The organism is Streptomyces sp. CB09001, from assembly GCF_003369795.1.
Lineage (GTDB): Bacteria > Actinomycetota > Actinomycetes > Streptomycetales > Streptomycetaceae > Streptomyces.
The window spans coordinates 2902593-2922597 of sequence record NZ_CP026730.1; the positions used below are offsets into that span (position 1 = coordinate 2902593).

The 20005-nt window shown below is 73.8% G+C and carries 1 protein-coding gene (running past one end of the window); it reads left to right on the plus strand.

Annotated features, from left to right (window positions below; translation table 11 throughout):
- On the plus strand, nt 1–20005 hold the 5' portion of the coding sequence (locus C4J65_RS13355) for a non-ribosomal peptide synthase/polyketide synthase (protein WP_115742617.1). The gene runs 2180 nt beyond the window's last position; only the first 20005 of its 22185 coding nucleotides appear in the window; the start codon lies at nt 1–3; its stop codon lies off the right edge, out of view.

Consider the following 20005-nt stretch of genomic DNA (forward strand, 5'->3'; position numbering starts at 1 on the left):
GTGTCTGAGAACTCTTCGGTTCGGCACGGTCTGACGAGCGCGCAGCACGAGGTGTGGCTCGCCCAGCAGCTGGATCCGCGTGGCGCGCACTACCGGACGGGATCCTGCCTGGAGATCGACGGACCGCTGGACCACTCCGTGCTGAGCGCGGCCCTGCGGCACACCGTGGCCGGTACGGAGACGCTCTGCTCGCGCTTCCTCACCGACGAGGAGGGCCGGCCGTACCGCGCCTACTGCCCGCCCGCGCCGGAGGGTTCGGACGCCGTCGAGGACCCGGACGGGGTGCCGTACACCCCCGTGCTGCTGCGCCACATCGACCTCTCCGGTCACGAGGATCCCGAGGGCGAGGCCCAGCGGTGGATGGAGCGGGACCGCGCGACGCCGCTGCGCCTGGACCGGCCCGGTCTGAGCAGCCACGCGCTGTTCACGCTCGGCGGGGGACGGCACGTGTACTACCTGGGCGTCCACCACATCGTGATCGACGGCACCAGCATGGCCCTGTTCTACGAGCGGCTGGCCGAGGTGTACCGGGCGCTGCGGGACGGGCGTGCGGTGCCCGCGGCCGCCTTCGGCGACACGGACCGGATGGTCGCGGGCGAGGAGGCCTACCGCGCGTCGGCGCGGTACGAGCGGGACCGGGCCTACTGGACCGGCCTGTTCGCCGACCGTCCCGAGCCCGTCTCTCTCACCGGGCGTGGTGGCGGCCGGGTCCTCGCGCCGACCGTGACGAGCCTGGGCCTGCCCCCGGAGCGCACCGAGGTGCTGGGCCGGGCGGCCGAGGCGACCGGTGCGCACTGGGCCCGCGTGGTCATCGCCGGCGTGGGCGCCTTCCTGCACCGGACGACGGGCGCCCGGGACATCGTGGTGTCGGTGCCGGTCACCGGCCGCTACGGCGCGAACGCCCGGATCACGCCCGGCATGGTCTCCAACCGGCTGCCGCTGCGGCTGGCCGTGCGTCCCGGCGAGAGTTTCGCGCGGGTGGTCGAGACCGTGTCCGAGGCGATGAGCGGCCTGCTGGCGCACAGCCGCTTCCGCGGCGAGGACCTCGACCGCGAGCTGGGCGGCGCGGGCGTGTCGGGGCCCGCCGTCAACGTCATGCCGTACATCCGGCCGGTGGACTTCGGCGGCCCGGTCGGCCTGATGCGCAGCATCAGTTCGGGTCCGACGGCCGACCTGACCATCGTGCTCACCGGCACCCCCGAGTCCGGCCTGCGCGTCGAGTTCGAGGGCAACCCGCAGGTGTACGGCGCCCAGGACCTGACGGTGCTGCAGGAACGCTTCGTCCGGTTCCTGGCGGAGCTGGCGGCCGACCCCACGGCCACGGTCGACGAGGTCGCGCTGCTGACGCCGGACGAGCGGGAGCGGGTCCTCGACGGGTGGAACGACACCGCCCGCGAGGTCCCGGAGAGCACGCTGCCGGAGCTGTTCGCGGCGCGGGCCGCCCGCACTCCCGGGCACGAGGCCCTGGTGTACGAGGGCACCTCGCTGACGTACGCCGAACTGGACGCCCGCGCCGAGCGGCTGGCCGGTGCGCTGGCGGCGCGGGGCGCGGGCCCGGAGCGGTTCGTCGCGGTCGCGGTGGAGCGGTCCGCCGAGCTGGTGGTGGCGCTGCTCGCGGTGCTCAAGTCGGGTGCCGCGTACGTCCCGGTCGACCCGGGCTACCCGGCCGAGCGCATCGCGCACATCCTGCGGGACGCGGGCGCGATGCTCGTCCTGAGCACGCGGGACACGGCGGAGCGGCTGCCCGAGGACGGCACGCCGCGGCTGCTGCTCGACGAGCCGGCCGCGACGGGGCGGACACTCCCGGCCGTCACCGTCCCGCGCGCGGTGCCCGGCCCCGGCCACCCCGCCTACGTCATCTACACCTCGGGGTCCACCGGCCGTCCCAAGGGCGTGGTGATCTCCCACCGGGCGATCGTCAACCGGCTGGCCTGGATGCAGGACGCCTACGGCCTGGAGCCGTCCGACCGGGTGCTGCAGAAGACGCCGTCCGGCTTCGACGTGTCCGTGTGGGAGTTCTTCTGGCCGCTCGTCCAGGGCGCCACCCTGGTCGTGGCCCGCCCCGGTGGCCACACGGACCCGGCCTACCTGGCCGACACCGTCCGGCGCGAGGGCGTGACCACCCTGCACTTCGTGCCGTCGATGCTCGACGTGTTCCTGCGGGAGCCCGCCGCGGCCTCGCTGGGCGGTGCGACGCCGGTACGGCGGGTCTTCTGCAGCGGCGAGGCGCTCCCGGCGGAGCTGCGGGCCCGCTTCCGGGCCGTGTCGGACGTGCCGCTGCACAACCTGTACGGGCCCACCGAGGCCGCCGTCGACGTGACGTACTGGCCGTGCGCCGAGGACACCGGCGACGGACCGGTGCCGATCGGACGGCCGGTGTGGAACACCCGGATGTACGTGCTCGACGCCGCGCTGCGGCCGGTCCCGGCCGGCGTGCCCGGCGAGCTGTACATCGCCGGTGTGCAGCTCGCCCGCGGCTACCTGGGCCGCCCCGCGCTGAGCGCCGAACGCTTCACCGCCGACCCGCACGGCGCACCCGGCAGCCGGATGTACCGCACCGGCGACCTGGCGCGCTGGAACCACGACGGCAGCCTCGACTACCTCGGGCGCGCCGACCACCAGGTCAAGCTGCGCGGCTTCCGCATCGAGCTCGGCGAGATCGAGGCCGCGCTCGTACGGCAGCCGGAGATCGCCCAGGCCGCCGTCGTCCTGCGCGAGGACCGCCCCGGCGACCAGCGCCTGGTCGCCTACACCGTGCCGACCCGGGACCCGGGCGTGGACCCGGGCACACCCGCGGACACCGGGGAGCACCCCGGGCCGGACGGCACGGCCGCGAACGCCTTTGCCGACGCCCGACCGGACGCGGCCACGGGAACCGGCGCCGACACCGGCACAGACGCCCGAACCGGTACCGCACCGGGCGCGGACACGAACACCGAGCCCGCCGCCGGGGCGGACGCCGGGACGGGGGCCGGGGCACACGGCGGCCCGGACGGCGCCGTACTCGCCGCGCGGCTGCGGGAGTTGCTGCCCGGCTACATGGTGCCCTCGGCCTTCGTCGCGCTGCCCCGGCTGCCCGTCACGCCGAACGGCAAGCTCGACCGGCGGGCCCTGCCCGCCCCCGCGGAGGCCGGGCGCTCCGGCGGGCGGGCGCCGCGCACGCCGGGCGAGGAGCTGCTGTGCACGCTCTTCGCCGAGGTGCTCGGCGTGGCCGAGGTCGGTGTCGACGACAGCTTCTTCGACCTGGGCGGCCACTCCCTGCTCGCCACCCGGCTGATCAGCCGCATCCGCACCACCGCCGGCGCGGAGGTGCCGATCCGGCGCGTCTTCGAGGCGCCGACCGTGGCGGAGCTGGCCCCCGCGCTGACGGACGGCGGGCGGGCCCGTGCCGCGGTCACCGCCCGGCCGCGCCCCGACCGCCTGCCGCTCTCCTTCGCCCAGCGGCGCCTGTGGTTCATCCACCAGTACGAGGGACCCTCGCCGCTCTACAACATCCCGGCCGCGCTGCGCCTGTCGGGCCCGGTGGACGGCGCCGCGCTGTCCGCGGCCCTCGGCGACGTGGTGGCCCGGCACGAGAGCCTGCGCACCGTCTTCGCCGAGGACGCGCACGGCCCCCACCAGGTGATCCTGTCCGCCGAGCGGGCCGCGCCCCGGCTGGAGACGCTGGACAGCACCCCGGAGCGGCTGGCCGCCGACCTCGCGCGCACCGCCCGGCACACCTTCGACCTGACCCGGGACGTACCGCTGCGGGCCACCCTGCTGCGGGTGGCGCCCGAGGAGCACGTACTGCTCCTCGTCCTGCACCACATCGCGGGCGACGGCTGGTCGCTGGCGCCCCTCGCCCGTGACCTGGGCACCGCCTACGCCGCCCGGACCGCGGGCACGGCCCCCGACTGGGCGCCGCTGCCGGTGCAGTACGCCGACTACACGCTGTGGCAGCGTGAACTGCTCGGCGCCGACGGGGACGGCGCGGGCACCGAGGGCGGCGGTGAGGGCGCCCGGCAGCTCGCCCACTGGCGCGAGGCCCTGGCCGGGCTGCCGGAGCGGCTGGAGCTGCCCGGCGACCGGCCACGCCCGGTGCGCCGCAACAACTCCGGGGCGCGCCTGGACGTGTCCGTGCCCGCCGAGCTGCACCGCTCGCTGGCCGCGCTCGCCACCGAGACGCGGACCAGCGTCTTCATGGTGCTCCAGGCCGCGCTCGCGGGGCTGCTGACGCGGCTCGGCGCGGGCGAGGACGTGCCGATCGGCTCGACCATCGCGGGCCGCACCGACGCCGCCGTCGAGAACCTGGTCGGCTTCTTCGTCAACACACTGGTGCTGCGCACCGACACCGGCGGCGACCCGGCCTTCCGCGAGCTGCTCTCCCGCGTCCGCGAACGCGACCTGGCCGCCTACGCCCACCAGGACGTGCCCTTCGAGCGGCTCGTCGAGGCGGTCAACCCGGACCGGGCCACCTCCCACCACCCGCTGTTCCAGGTGATGCTGACCTTCGACACCACTCAGCAGGACGCCCTCGGGGAGCTGAACCGGCTGCCCGGGATCACGACGTCGCTGCTGCCCGTGCACACCGGACTGTCCCGGTTCGACCTCGTGTTCGGCTTCGACGAGCGGCGCGACGCCGCGGGCGGGCAGGCCGGTCTCGACCTCGCGGTGGAGTTCAGCACCGAGCTGTTCGACGCCGGCACCGCCCGCACCCTCACCGAGCGGCTGCTGCGGCTGCTCACACAGGTCGCCGCCGATCCCGGCGTGCGCCTGGGCGACCTCGACGTCCTCCTCCCCGGCGAGCGGCACGACCTGCTGGTGGCCGCCAACCGGCCCGGCACCGAGCCCACTTCACCCCCTCCGGTGACGGCCACGCTCCCCGAGCTGTTCGAGCGGCAGGCCGCCCGGCACCCGGACCGCACCGCGCTGACCTTCGAGGGCACCTCGCTGTCCTACGCCGAGCTGAACGCGCGCGCCAACCGCCTGGCCCGGCTGCTGACCGCCCGCGGGATCGGCCCCGACGCGCTGGTCGCCCTGGCCCTGCCGCGCTCCGTCGAACTGGTCGTGGCCCTGCTCGCGGTGGTCAAGTCGGGCGCCGCCTACGTGCCGCTCGACCCCGGGTACCCCGCCGACCGGCTCGCCCACGCGCTGTCCGACTCCGCGCCCGCGGCCCTGCTCACCGACCGCGCCACCGCCGGCCGGCTGCCCGCCCACGAGGTGCCCCGCATCGTCCTCGACACCCCCGCCCTCGCGGACACGTACCCCGCCACCGACCTGGTGCAGGGCGAGCGGGTCAGGCCGCTGGACCCGAGGGACACGGCGTACGTCATCTACACCTCCGGCTCGACGGGCCGCCCCAAGGGCGTGGCGGTGCCGCACGGCAACGTCGTACGGCTCTTCTCCGCCACCGCGCCCTGGTTCGGCTTCGACGAGCGCGACGTGTGGACGCTCTTCCACTCGTACGCCTTCGACTTCTCGGTGTGGGAGCTGTGGGGGCCGCTGCTGCACGGCGGGCGGCTCGTCGTCGTCCCGCACGACGTCACCCGGGACCCCGCCGCCTTCCTCTCCCTGCTCGCGCGCGAACGCGTCACCGTCCTCAACCAGACGCCGTCCGCCTTCCACCAGCTGGCCGCCGCCGACCGGGAGAACGGCGCGGAACTCTCCCTGCGCACCGTCGTGTTCGGCGGCGAGGCCCTGGACCTGTCCCGACTGGCCGACTGGTACGAGCGGCACGCCGAGGACGCGCCCGCCCTGGTCAACATGTACGGCATCACCGAGACCACGGTCCACGTCTCGCACTTCGCCCTGGACCGGGCCACCGCGGCCGCCGCCTCGGCGAGCACGATCGGCGTCAACATTCCCGACCTGCGGGTCTACGTCCTCGACGACCGGCTGCGCCCCACCGCTCCCGGCGTCACCGGCGAGATGTACGTGGCCGGTGCGGGTCTCGCCCGCGGCTATCTGGGCCGCCCGGCGCTGACCGCGGACCGCTTCCCCGCCGACCCGTACGCGGCCCTCTTCGGCGAGCGCGGCAGCCGCATGTACCGCACCGGCGACCTGGCCAGGCGCCGCACCGACGGCGGCCTGGACTACCTGGGCCGCGCCGACCAGCAGGTCAAGATCCGCGGCTTCCGCATCGAGCCCGGCGAGATCGAGGCCGTGCTCGCCGCCCACCCCGCCGTCGACGACGTGGCCGTGGTGGCGCGCGAGGACGTCCAGGGCGACCCGCGGCTCGTCGCGTACGTGGTGACCGGCTCCGGCGCTACGGCCCGCACGCTGCACGACCACGCGGCCGGGCACCTGCCCGACCACATGCTGCCGTCGGCGTTCGTCACCCTTGACGCCCTGCCGCTGACGCCCAACGGGAAGCTCGACACCAAGGCGCTGCCCGCCCCCGCCCACGCGGGGCAGGTGACCGGACGCGCGCCGCGCGGACCGCGCGAGGAGATCCTGTGCTCCCTGTTCGCCGAGGTGCTCGGGGTGCCCCGGCTGACCGTCGACGACAGCTTCTTCGACCTCGGCGGCCACTCCCTGCTCGCCACCCGGCTGGCCGGCCGCATCCGCAGCACCCTCGGCGTGGAACTGTCCGTACGACGGCTGTTCGAGACCCCCACGGTCGCCGGTCTCTCCGCCGCCCTCGACGGCGCCGAACGGTCCGGCACCGGCCCGACGGCCGGTGAGCGCCCGGAGCGGCTGCCGCTGTCGTACGCCCAGCAGCGGCTGTGGTTCCTGCACCAGCTCGAGGGCCCCTCCGCCACGTACAACATCACCGGCGCGCTGCGGCTGACCGGCGACCTCGACCCCGGCGCGCTGCGTGCGGCCTTCCAGGACGTCGTCACGCGCCACGAGAGCCTGCGGACCGTCTTCACGGAGGACGGGCACGGCGCCCGGCAGACCGTGCTCGACGCCGCCGGCGTGCGCTTCGAACTGCCGGTCACCGACGTCACCGACATCACCGAGGACCGGCTGGACGAACGCCTCGAGGAGGCCGCCCGGCACTGCTTCGACCTGACGAGCGACATCCCGGTGCGGGCGGAGCTGTTCCGGCTCGGCGCGCGGGAGCACGTCCTGCTGCTGATGGTCCACCACATCGCCGGTGACGGCTGGTCCCTCGGTCCGCTGATCCGCGACCTGGCCGCCGCCTACACGGCCCGCGCGGCCCGTCACGCCCCCGACTGGGCGCCGCTGCCCGTGCAGTACGCGGACTTCGCCCTGTGGCAGCGCGCCGCGCTCGGGGACGCCGCCGACACCACCAGCCCGGCGGGCCGGCAGCTCGCGCACTGGAAGGAGGCCCTGGCGGGGCTGCCCGACCGGCTCGAACTGCCCGCGGACCGGCCGCTGCCCGCCGTCGCCTCGCACCGCGGCGGTCGCGTGCCGCTCACCGTCCCCGCGCCCCTGCACCTCGGCGTGGCGGAGCTGGCCAGGGACTCCCGCACCAGCGTCTTCATGGTGCTCCAGGCGGCGCTGGCGGCCCTGCTGACCCGGCTGGGCGCGGGCGAGGACGTCCCGCTCGGCACCCCGGTGGCGGGCCGCGGCGACGACGCCGTCGACCAGGTCGTCGGCTTCTTCGTCAACACCCTGGTCCTGCGCACCGACACCGGCGGCAACCCCACCTTCCGCGAACTCCTCGACCGGGTCCGCGACACCGACCTGACCGCCTACGACCACCAGGACCTGCCGTTCGAGCACCTGGTGGACGTCCTCTCCCCGACCAGGTCGCTCTCCCACAACCCGCTGTTCCAGGTGCTGCTGAGCCTGGACACGACCCAGCAGGACGCGCTGGCCGCGCTCTCCGCCACCGGCCTCGATGTGCGGCTGCTGAACGTCGCCACCGGTGTCGCCAAGCTGGACCTGGCCCTGGAGATCGCCGAGCACCGCGCCGCCGACGGCACCCCCGCCGGGCTGGTGGGCGCGGCCGAGTACAGCGCGGACCTCTTCGACGAGGGCACCGTCACGCTGCTGGTGGAGCGGTTCCTGCGCCTTCTGGACGCGCTGGTCGCGGACCCGTCCCGGCGCATCGGCGACGTCGACGTGCTCGGCCCCCGGGAACGGGAGCGGGTCCTGGCCGAGTGGAACGACACCCCCCGCCTGCCGGTGGAGGGCACCTTCGCCGACCACGTCGCCCGGCACGCCGCCGAGCGCCCCGGCCACCCGGCGGTCGAGACGGCCGGCGCCGGGACACCCGACGGCGCGCTGACCTACGGCGAACTGAACGAGCGCGCCAACCGGCTGGCCCGCGTCCTCCTCGACCTGGGCGCGGGTCCGGAGCGGTTCGTGGCGGTCGCCCTGCCCCGCTCCGCCGACCTGGTCCTCTCGGCGCTCGCCGCCTTCAAGGCGGGCGCGGCCTACCTGCCGGTGGACCCCGCGCACCCCGCCGAACGGATCACCCACCTCGTCCGGGACGCGGCGCCCACCCTGGTCGTCACCACGTCCGCGCTGGCCGCGGGCCTCCCGGACACCGGCACGCCGGTCCTCCTGCTCGACACCCCCGAGACCGCCGCGACCCTCGCCGCACTCCCCGGCCACGACGTCACCGACGCCGACCGGCCGGTACCGCTGCGCCCCGAGCACCCCGCGTACATGATCTACACCTCGGGAACGACCGGCCGCCCCAAGGGCGTCGTCGTCACCCACACCGGGCTGCCCGGCCTCCTGGACATCTTCACCCGCGACTGCGCGGCCGGCCCGGACAGCAGGATCCTCCAGCACCTCTCCCCGAGCTTCGACGCCTCGTTCTGGGAGCTGGCGATGGGCCTGCTCACCGGCGCCACCCTGGTCGTGGCGCCGCCGGAGACCACGCCGGGACCGGAGCTGGCCGAGCTGGCGACCCGGCACGCGGCGACCCACCTGAGCCTGACCACGTCCGTCCTCGGACTCCTGCCGCCGGGCTCGCTGCCCGGTGGACTGACCCTCGTCGTGGGCGCCGAGGCCATCCCGCCCGAGCTGGTGGAACGCTGGTCGCCGGGCCGTACGATGCTGAACTCCTACGGTCCCACCGAGACCACCGTCTGCTCCACCATGAGCGGCCCGCTGTCCGGCCCCCTCGTCCCGCCCATCGGCTCCCCCGTCGCCAACAGCGCCGTGTACGTCCTGGACGCGGCCCTGCGTCCGGTCCCGCCCGGCGTACCCGGCGAGCTGTACGCGGCCGGAGCGCACCTGGCCCGCGGCTACCACGACCGCCGGGCGCTGACCGCCGAACGGTTCGTGGCCAACCCCTTCGGCGAGCCCGGCAGCCGGCTCTACCGCACCGGCGACCTGGTCCGCTGGCGGCCCGACGGCCAGTTGGAGTACCTGGGACGCGCCGACACCCAGGTCAAGATCCGCGGCCTGCGGATCGAGCCCACCGAGATCGAGGCGGTCATCACCGAACGCCCGCACCTGGCGCGGGCGGCCGTGATCGTCCGCGAGGACCGGCCCGGCGACCGGCGGCTCGTCGCCTACGTCGTGCCCGAGCCCGGCCGTGCCGTGGACACCGCCGAACTCCGCGCCGACCTGCGCGAGACCCTGCCCGACCACATGATCCCGACCGCGTTCGTGGTGCTGGACGCGCTGCCGCTGACCCTCAACGGCAAGCTGGACCGCACGGCGCTGCCCGCCCCCGACTACTCCGCCCGTGCCTCGGGCCGGGCCGCCCGCGACCCGCGCGAGCGGCTGCTGACCGGGCTGTTCCGCGAGATCCTCGGCGTGGAGCCGGCCGGCGTCGACGACGGCTTCTTCGACCTGGGCGGGGACAGCATCCTCTCCATCCAGCTCGTCGCCCGCGCCCGCGCGGCGGGCCTGGTCCTGTCGGTGCGGGACGTCTTCGAACACCAGACGCCCGCGCTGCTCGCCCGGTCGGCCGCCGCCGCACCCGCCGCCCGGGACGGTGCGGCGCAGGACTCCGACGTGCCCGCCGACGGCCCGGCGCCGCGCACCCCGATGATGGGCTGGTTCGCCGGTCTCGGCTCCGACCCGGCCGCGTTCAACCAGTCGCTGGTCCTGCGTGTGCCCGCCGCCCTCGACCCCGACGCGCTCGGCACCGCCCTGCGGGCCGTGCTCGACCGGCACGACGCGCTGCGCATGCGGGTGGCCGGCGACTGGACCATCGAGATCCCGCCGCCGGGCTCGGTGACTCAGGCCGACTGCCTGGTCCGCTTCGACGCCGGAGGCCTCGACGAGTCCGCCGTGCGCTCGGCGGTCACCGAGCAGGCACGGGCCGCCCGCGACCGTCTGGCACCGGCGGACGGCCGCATGCTCCAGGCCGTCTGGGTCGACCGGGGCGCCGACCGGGACGGGCTGCTCGTCCTGGTCGCCAACCACCTGGTCATGGACGGCGTCACCTGGCGCATCCTGGTGCCCGACCTGGCGGCCGCCTACGCGGGCGAGACCCTCGCCCCGGTGGGCACCCCCTGGCGGCACTGGGCGCTGTCCCTCGCCGACCTGGCCGGGCAGCCGCGGACCGAGGAGGAGCTGGACCACTGGCGTTCGGTCCTCGGCGACACCCCGCACACGCTCCGCCTGGACCCCGCGCGGGACACCCACGCGAACGCGGGCGAGATCACCGCCGAACTCGACGCGGACACCACCGAGGCCCTGCTCACCTGGGTCCCCGGCGTCTGCCACGCCACGGTCAACGACGTGTTCCTGAGCACCTTCGCCCTGGCCGTCGCCGCGTGGCGACGCGGACGCGGCGAGGACCCGGACGCCCCCGTCGTGCTCGACCTGGAGAGCCACGGCCGCCACGAGGAGGCGGTCCCGGGCGCCGAACTCAGCCGTACGGCGGGCTGGTTCACGTCGATGTACCCCGTCCGCCTCGCTCCACCCGCCACCTCCGGGAGCGGATCGGCGCTGCGCGCCCTGAAGGCCGTCAAGGAGCAGCTGCGCACCGTCCCGGGCGACGGCCTCGGCCACGGCCTGCTGCGCCACCTCAACCCCCGCACCCGGGACATCCTCGCCGCACTGCCCCTCCCCGAGTTCGGCTTCAACTACCTCGGCCGGATCGGCCAGGAGGGCACCGACGAGGCCCCCTGGACCATCGAGGGCGGCGACGTCGCCGGTATCGACGGTGCCATGCCGCTGGCCCACCCCGTGGATGTGAACGCCGTCGCCCGGGAGACCGCCGACGGCACCAGGCTGCGGGCCCGCTGGACGTACTCCCGCACCGCGCTGGAGCCCGAGGACACCCAGCGGCTGGCCGAGACCTGGTTCCGGCTGCTGCGCCGCCTCGTGGAGGAGGCCCGACAGCCCGGCGCGGGTGGCCTCACCCCCTCCGACATCACCCACCCGGCCCTCGCCCAGGACGAGATCGAGGACCTGGAGCACACCGTCCCCGGCCTCCAGGACATCCTGCCCCTCGCCCCCCTCCAGGAGGGCTTCCTCTTCCTCAACCTGTACGACGAGAAGGCCCGCGACGTCTACGTCGGCCAGCTCGCCTTCGACCTGGAGGGCTCCTTCGACGGCACCCGCATGCGCGCGGCGGCCGGGGCCCTGCTGCGCCGCCACGCCAACCTGCGGGCCGGGTTCCGGCAGACGACGTCCGGCACGTGGGTGCAGGTGGTGCCCGCCGAGCTCGAACCCGACTGGCGGGAGTGCGACCTGACCGACCTCGCCGACGAGGCGGAACGGGACGCCGAGGCCGGGCGGCTGGCGGCCGGGGACCGCGAACGCCGCTTCGACCTCACCAGCCCGCCGCTGATGCGCTTCACCGCGATCCGGCTGTCCGCCGACCGCGTCCGGCTGGTGATGACCAACCACCACATCCTGCTCGACGGCTGGTCCATGCCCCTGCTCTGGCAGGAACTGACCGAGCTGTACGTCTCCGGCGGCGACCCCGTGAGCCTGCCCCCGGTCCGCCCCTACCGCGACTACCTGGCCTGGCTCGGCGCCCGCGACCGGGACGCCGCCCGCGACGCCTGGCAGCGGTCCCTGTCCGGGCTCGACGAGGCCACCCTCCTCGCCCCGGACGCCGGCCCCGCCGAGGCGGCACCGCTGAGCATCCCGTTCGGCCCGGGCCGTGACGCCACGGCGGCTCTGTCCGCGTGGGCGCGCGGTCAGGGGGTGACCATGAACACGGTGGTCCAGGGCGCCTGGGCCCTCGCGCTGGCCCAGGCCACCGGACGCGACGACGTCGTCTTCGGCGCCACCGTCTCCGGCCGGCCGCCCGAGCTGCCCGGCGTCGAATCCATGATCGGCCTGTTCATCAACACCCTGCCCGTCCGCGCCCGCCTCGACCAGGCCGAACCCCTCGGCGACCTCTTCCGCCGCCTCCAGGACGAACAGGCCCACCTCCTGGACCACCAGTGGCCCGGACTCGCCGACATCCAGCACTGGGCCGGACACGGCGAACTCTTCGACACCGCCATGGTCTTCCAGAACTACCCGGTGAGCGCCGACACGACGAGCCGCCAGCTGGACGGACTGCGGGTGGCCGGTTTCGACGCGGTCGAGAGCACGGACTTCGCCGTCAACCTCGTCGCCCACACCCGCGACGACATCCTGCGGCTGCGCCTCGACTACCGCCCGGACGCCTGCGCCGGCGACCTGGTCCACTCGCTGGCGGACCGGATGCTGCGGGTCCTGGAAGCACTGGCCGCCGACGCGGACCGTCCCGTGGCCCACCTGGACACCCTCGACCCGGCCGCGCGGGAACGGGTCCTGGTGGAGTGGAACGGGGCCCCGACCGAACTTCCCGGGACACCGCTGCACGAGCTGATCAGCAGCCAGGCTCGGCTGACGCCGGACGCCGTGGCGGTGGTGTGCGACGGCACCTCCCTGACCTACGCCGAGCTGGACGGGCGCGCCAACCAACTCGCCCGGCACCTGCTGGGCGAGGGGCTGAGTGCGGAGCAGTTCGTGGCGGTCGCGCTGGCCAAGTCACTGGACGCGGTAGTCAGCATGCTGGCCGTGCTGAAGACCGGCGCGGCCTACCTGCCGATCGACCCGGACTATCCCGCCGAGCGCATCAGCTACATGCTCGACGACGCCCGACCCGCCTTGACCCTCACCGAACCGGTGGACTCCGCTGCGTATGCGAGTCGTCCCGACGGTCCGCTCTCGGACGCGGAACGCCGTAGCCCGTGGTCGGCCCGACATGCCGCGTACATGATCTACACCTCGGGCTCCACCGGCCGCCCCAAGGGCGTCGTCATCGAACACCACGCCCTGGCCACCTACCTCCACCGCGCCCGCAGCACGTACTCCGCCATGACCGGGGTCACCGTCCTGCACTCGCCCCTGGCCTTCGACCTCACCATCACCGCCCTGTGGACACCCCTCACCGCCGGCGGAACCGTCCACCTGACCAGCCTGGAGGAGGCTGACGTCCAGCCGAGCCTGATCAAGGCCACGCCCAGCCACCTCCCCCTGCTCACCACACTCCCCGAGACGGCATCCCCGTCCCACACCCTCATCCTCGGCGGCGAAGCCCTCCACACCGACCAGCTGACCGACTGGCGGACCCAGCACCCCGGCGTTCAGATCATCAACGCCTACGGCCCCACCGAATCCACCGTCAACATCACCGACCACCACGTAAGCGAAGACACCCCTGACGGTCCCGTCCCCATCGGCCGACCCTTCGCCAACACCCAGGTCTACGTCCTCGACTCAGCCCTGCGACCCGTCGCCCCCGGCGTCACCGGAGAGCTGTACCTCGCCGGGGAGCAATTGGCCCGCGGCTACCTCGGCCGCCCCGCGCTGACCGCCGAACGCTTCACCGCCAACCCCCACAGCCGGGTCTCCGGCGCCCGCATGTACCGCACCGGCGACCTCGCCCACTGGAACCACCACGGCCACCTCACCTACGACGGACGAGCCGACCACCAGATCAAACTCCGCGGCCACCGCATCGAACCCGGCGAAATCGAAGCCACCCTCACCACCCGGCCCGGCATCACCCAAGCCACCGTCCAACTCCGCGAAGACACCCCCGGCGATCAACGCCTCGTCGCCTACCTGGTCACCTCCACTGGATACGACGAGCCCACCCTTCGGGATGCACTGGCCAGCGCACTGCCCGACTACATGGTCCCCAGCGCACTCATCACCCTCGACGCCCTCCCCCTCACCCCCAACGGCAAACTCGACCGCACCGCCCTCCCCGCCCCGGCCTACTCGGCATCCACCGCAGGACGAGCACCTCGCACCCCCCGCGAAGAAGTCCTCTGCACCCTCTTCGCCGAAGTCCTCGGCGTCGACCTCGTCACCATCGACGACAACTTCTTCGACCTCGGCGGACACTCCCTCCTCGCCACCCGCCTCGTCAGCCGCACCCGCACCGCACTCGGCGTCGAACTGTCCATCCGGCAGCTCTTCGAGACGCCGACCGTGGCGGGTCTCGCCGAGGCCCTCGATGCGTCGGGCACCGTCCGTACCGCGCTCACGGCGAGGCCGCGCCCCGAGCGCATCCCGCTCTCCTACGCCCAGCAACGCCTCTGGTTCCTCCACCAGCTCGAAGGACCCTCGGCGACCTACAACACCGTGCTCACGCTGCGGCTCGGCGGCGCCCTCGACGTGGAGGCCCTGCGCGCGGCGATCGGTGACGTCGTCGCCCGGCACGAGAGCCTGCGGACGGTCTTCACCGAGGACGAGCGAGGCGCGTACCAGATCGTGCTGCCCGTGGAGGCGGCCTCGACGCCCTTCAGCGTCGCCGACGTGGCCGAGGAGGAGATCGGCGACCGGCTCGACGAAGCCGTCGGCCACTGCTTCGACCTCGCCCAGGAACTTCCCGCGCGTACGTCGCTGTTCCGGGTGTCGGAGCAGGAGCACGTGCTGCTGCTCCTCATCCATCACATCGCCAGCGACGCCTGGTCCCGGGCCCCGTTGGCCCAGGACCTCACGGCCGCCTACGCGGCCCGCGTCCGCAGTGAGGCTCCCGCCTGGGCCCCACTCACCGTCCAGTACGCCGACTACGCCCTCTGGCAACAGGAGATCCTCGGCGACGACACCGACCCCGACACCCTCGCCGGCCAGCAGCTCACCTACTGGAAACAGCAGCTCGCCGGCCTGCCCGACCAGCTCGACCTCCCCACCGACCGACCCCGACCGGCGGTCGCGGGGTACTCGGGGGACCGTGTTCCGTTCACCGTGCCGACGGAGCTGCACACGCGGCTGACGGAGCTGGCGCGCGCCACCAACACCAGCGCCTTCATGGTGATCCAGGCTGCGGTCGCCGTCCTGCTCACCCGTCTGGGCGCCGGTGAGGACATCCCGATCGGCACCCCGATCGCCGGGCGCACGGACGATGCCGCCGACGACCTGATCGGGCTCTTCATCAACACGCTGGTCCTCCGCACGGACACGTCCGGTGATCCGACCTTCCGCCGGCTCCTCGACCGTGTACGGGACACCGACCTGGCCGCCTACGCGCACCAGGACCTCCCCTTCGAGCGGCTGGTCGAGGCACTGAACCCGGCACGCACGCTGTCCCATCACCCGCTCTTCCAGGTCCTGCTGACCTTCAACAACACGGACCACGAAGGCGCGCTGAAGGACATCTCCGACCTTCCGGGTCTCACCGTCGCACTCCAGGAGGTCCAGCGGACCTCGTCGAAGTTCGACCTCTCCTTCGGGTTCGCGGAGTCCTTCGACACGATTCGCCGGCCACAAGGCATCGAAGCGGCGCTGGACTTCAGTACGGAACTTCTCGACCGCCGTTCCGCCCAGGCGATCGCGGACCGGTTCCTGCGGGTGCTGGAAGCCGTCACCACGGCTCCGGACCGGTCGATCGGCGCCGTCGAGCTGATGGACGCGGTCGAGCGGGAGCGGGTCCTGGTGGAGTGGAACGGGGCCCCGACCGAACTTCCCGGGACACCGCTGCACGAACTGATCAGCAGCCAAGCCCGGCAGACGCCGGACGCCGTGGCAGTGGCGTGCGACGGCACCACCCTGACCTACGCCGAGATGGACGGGCGCGCCAACCAACTCGCCCGGCACCTGATCGAACAGGGCGTCGGCGCCGAGAACTTCGTGGCGATCGCGCTGGCCAAGTCGCTGGACGCGGTGGTCAGCATGCTGGCCGTACTCAAGACCGGCGCGGCCTACCTGCCCATCGACCCCGACTACCCCGCCGAGCGCATCACCTACATGCTCCACGACGCCCGCCCCGTCCTGACCCTCACCGAAACCATCCCGCCTGCTTCCTACAGCAGCCGGTCCACCGGCGAGATCACCGACGCGGAACGCCGTAGCCCGTGGTCGGCCCGGCACGCCGCCTACATGATCTACACCTCGGGCTCCACCGGCCGCCCCAAGGGCGTCGTCATCGAACACCACGCCCTGGCCACCTACCTCCACCGCGCCCGCAACACCTACAGCGCCATGACCGGCGCGACCGTCCTGCACTCCCCGCTGGCCTTCGACCTCACCATCACCGCCCTGTGGACACCCCTCACCGCCGGCGGAACCGTCCACCTCACCAGCCTCGAAGAGTCGGACACGCAACCGAGCCTGATCAAGGCCACCCCCAGCCACCTCCCCCTGCTCACCACACTCCCCGAGACGGCATCCCCGTCCCACACCCTCATCCTCGGCGGCGAAGCCCTCCACACCGACCACCTCGCCACCTGGCGCACCCAGCACCCCAACGTCCAGATCATCAACGCCTACGGCCCCACCGAATCCACCGTCAACATCACCGACCACCACGTAAGCGAAGACACCCCTGACGGCCCCATCCCCATCGGCCGACCCTTCGCCAACACCCAGGTCTACGTCCTCGACTCAGCCCTGCGGCCCGCCGCGCCCGGCGTCACCGGAGAGCTGTACCTCGCCGGAGAGCAATTGGCGCGCGGCTACCTCGGCCGCCCCGCCCTCACCGCCGAACGCTTCACCGCCAACCCCCACAGCCGCACCCCCGGCGCCCGCATGTACCGCACCGGCGACCTCGCCCACTGGAACCACCACGGCCACCTCACCTACGACGGACGCGCCGACCACCAGATCAAACTCCGCGGCCACCGCATCGAACCCGGCGAAATCGAAGCCACCCTCACCGCACAACCCGGCATCACCCAAGCCACCGTCCAACTCCGCGAAGACACCCCCGGCGACCAACGCCTCATCGCCTACCTCGTCGTCAACGACCTCACCGAATACGACGAGCCCACCCTTCGGGACGCACTGGCCGGCGCACTCCCCGACTACATGCGCCCCTCCGCCTACGTCACCCTCGACGCCCTCCCCCTCACCCCCAACGGCAAACTCGACCGCACCGCCCTCCCGGCGCCCGCATACACGGCATCCGCCACCGGACGCACCCCCCGCACGCCCCGCGAAGAGATCCTCTGCACCCTCTTCGCCGAAGTCCTCGGCGTCGACCTCGTCACCATCGACGACAACTTCTTCGACCTCGGCGGACACTCCCTCCTCGCCACCCGCCTCGTCAGCCGCACCCGCACCGCACTCGGCGTCGAACTGTCCGTGCGGCAGTTCTTCGAGACGCCGACGATCGCCGGGCTCTCGGGGGCGTTCGACCGGGCCGGTCGTGCGCGGGCCGCGCTCACCGCGAGGCCGCGCCCCGAGCGCATCCCGCTCTCCTACGCCCAGCAACGCCTCTGGTTCCTCCACCAGCTCGAAGGACCCTCGGCGACCTACAACATCCCCACCACCCTCCGCCTCACCGGCACCCTCGACACCGAAGCCCTGCACGCCGCCCTCAACGACCTCCTCGCCCGCCACGAAAGCCTGCGCACCACCTACACCGAGGACGACCAGGGCCCCCGCCAGGTGATCCACGCCTGGGAGCCCGGAATGCTGCCGCTCGGTGTGGTCGACACCGGGGAGGGCGAGCTGGACTCGGCGCTCTCCGCTGGGGTTCATCACGCGTTCGACCTCACGGCGGGCATCCCGGTGCGGGCCACGCTGTTCCGGATCTCGGAGCGGGAGCACGTACTGCTGCTCCTCATCCACCACGTCGCCACCGACGCCTGGTCCCGCACCCCGCTGGGTCACGACCTCGCCACCGCGTACTCCGCGCGCTGTGCGGGCGACGCGCCGGCATGGGAGCCGCTGCCGGTGCAGTACGCCGACTACGCGCTCTGGCAGCGGGAGGTCCTCGGCGACGAGGCCGACGCCGACGCTCCCGCGGGCAGGCAACTCGCCTACTGGAAGCAGCAGCTCGCCGGCCTGCCCGAGCAGCTCGACCTGCCCACCGACCGGCCCCGGCCGGCCGTGGCGAGCCAGGACGGCGACCGCGTCGCCTTCTCGCTCGACGCGGACCTGTACGTGCGGCTGACCGAGCTGGCCAGGGCCACGCATTCGAGTACGTTCATGGTGGTGCAGGCGGCGCTCGCCGTACTGCTGACGCGGCTGGGCGCGGGCGAGGACGTCCCGATCGGCACCCCGGTCGCCGGACGCACCGACGACGCGACGGAGAACCTGGTCGGCTTCTTCGTGAACACGCTCGTCCTGCGCACCGACACCAGCGGCAACCCCACCTTCCGCGAGCTCCTGGACCACACGCGCCGCACCGACCTGGCCGCCTACGCGCACCAGGATCTCCCCTTCGAGCGGCTGGTCGAGGCGCTGAACCCGACCCGTACGCTGGCGCACCACCCGCTCTTCCAGGTGATGCTGATCCTGAGCACGGCGGAGACGGACCCGGACGCCTCGCTGGCGCTGCCGGGGCTGCGGGTCGGCGCGGAACGCAGCCGGCTCGGGGCGGCCAAGGTCGACCTGGCGTTCGCGCTCGCCGAGGCCCGGGACGGCGAGGGCCGGAGCACCGGGCTGACCGGCGCGCTGGACTTCCGGACCGACCTGTTCGACCGGTCCACGGCCCGGTCCTTGGTGGAGCGGTTCGTGCGGACGCTGGAAGCGGTCGTCGCCGATCCCGGTGTGCGGCTGTCCCGGGTGCCGGTGCTGAGCGGGTCCGAACGGCACTCGCTGCTCGGCCGGGGGACCGGCCCGCTGCTGGAGGGGCTGGACGCGACGCTGCCCGAACTGTTCGCGGAGCAGGCGCGCCGGACGCCCGGGGCACCGGCCCTGGTGCGGGGCGGGACGACGGTGTCGTACGCCGAACTCGACCTGCGCACGAACCGGCTGGCCCGGCTGCTGCGGCAGCAGGGGGTGCGGCCGGGTACGCCAGTGGTCATGCTGATGGAGCGGTCGCCCGCCCATGTCGTGGCGACGCTGGCCATCGCCAAGGCGGGCGGCGCCTACGTGCCCCTGCACGACACGTATCCCCTCGACCGGATGCGGCACGTGGTGGCGGACACCGCCGCGACGCTGATCCTCACCGACCGGGCCGAGGCGGCGCGGGCCGGGCAACTGGGCGCGCGGGTGATGGTGGTCGACGAGTTCGGCGCCGCCCCGTCCGGCTCGGAGGCCGACGCGGACCCCGGCTCCGGCACCGGCACCGGCTCGCGCTCCGGGTACGTCGACGATGCTCCGGAGGTGGGCCTGCGGCCGCAGGACCTCGCGTACGTGATGTACACCTCCGGGTCCACCGGAGTGCCGAAGGGCGTCGCGGTCACCCACCGCGGGGTCGTGGACCTGGTCCGCGACCACTGCTGGCGGCCGGGCGTCCACGAGCGGGTGCTGCTGCACGCCCCGCACGCGTTCGACGTGTCCTGCTACGAGATGTGGGTGCCCCTGGTCTCGGGCGGAACGGTCGTCGTGGCACCGCCCGGACACCTGGACCCCGCCGCGATCACCGACCTCATCACCGCTCACGACATCACCGCGATCCACCTCACCGCGGGCTTCTTCCGGGTCGTCGCGGAGGAGGCGCCGGAGTGCTTCGCCGGTGTGCGAGAGGTGCTGACCGGCGGCGACGTGGTCTCGCCCGCCGCGGTGGCCCGGGTCCTCGCACACAACCCGCGGGCCGTACTGCGTCACCTGTACGGGCCGACCGAGACGACGCTGTGCGTGACGCAGCACGAGGTCACCGCGCCGTACGAGGCACGCGGCAGCCTGCCGGTCGGGCGGCCGACGGGGAACACCCGGGCCTACGTCCTCGACCGGTACCTCCAGCCGGTGCCGGCCGGCGTGCCGGGCGAGCTGTTCATCTCCGGCTCCGGCCTGGCGCGCGGCTACCTGGACCGACCCG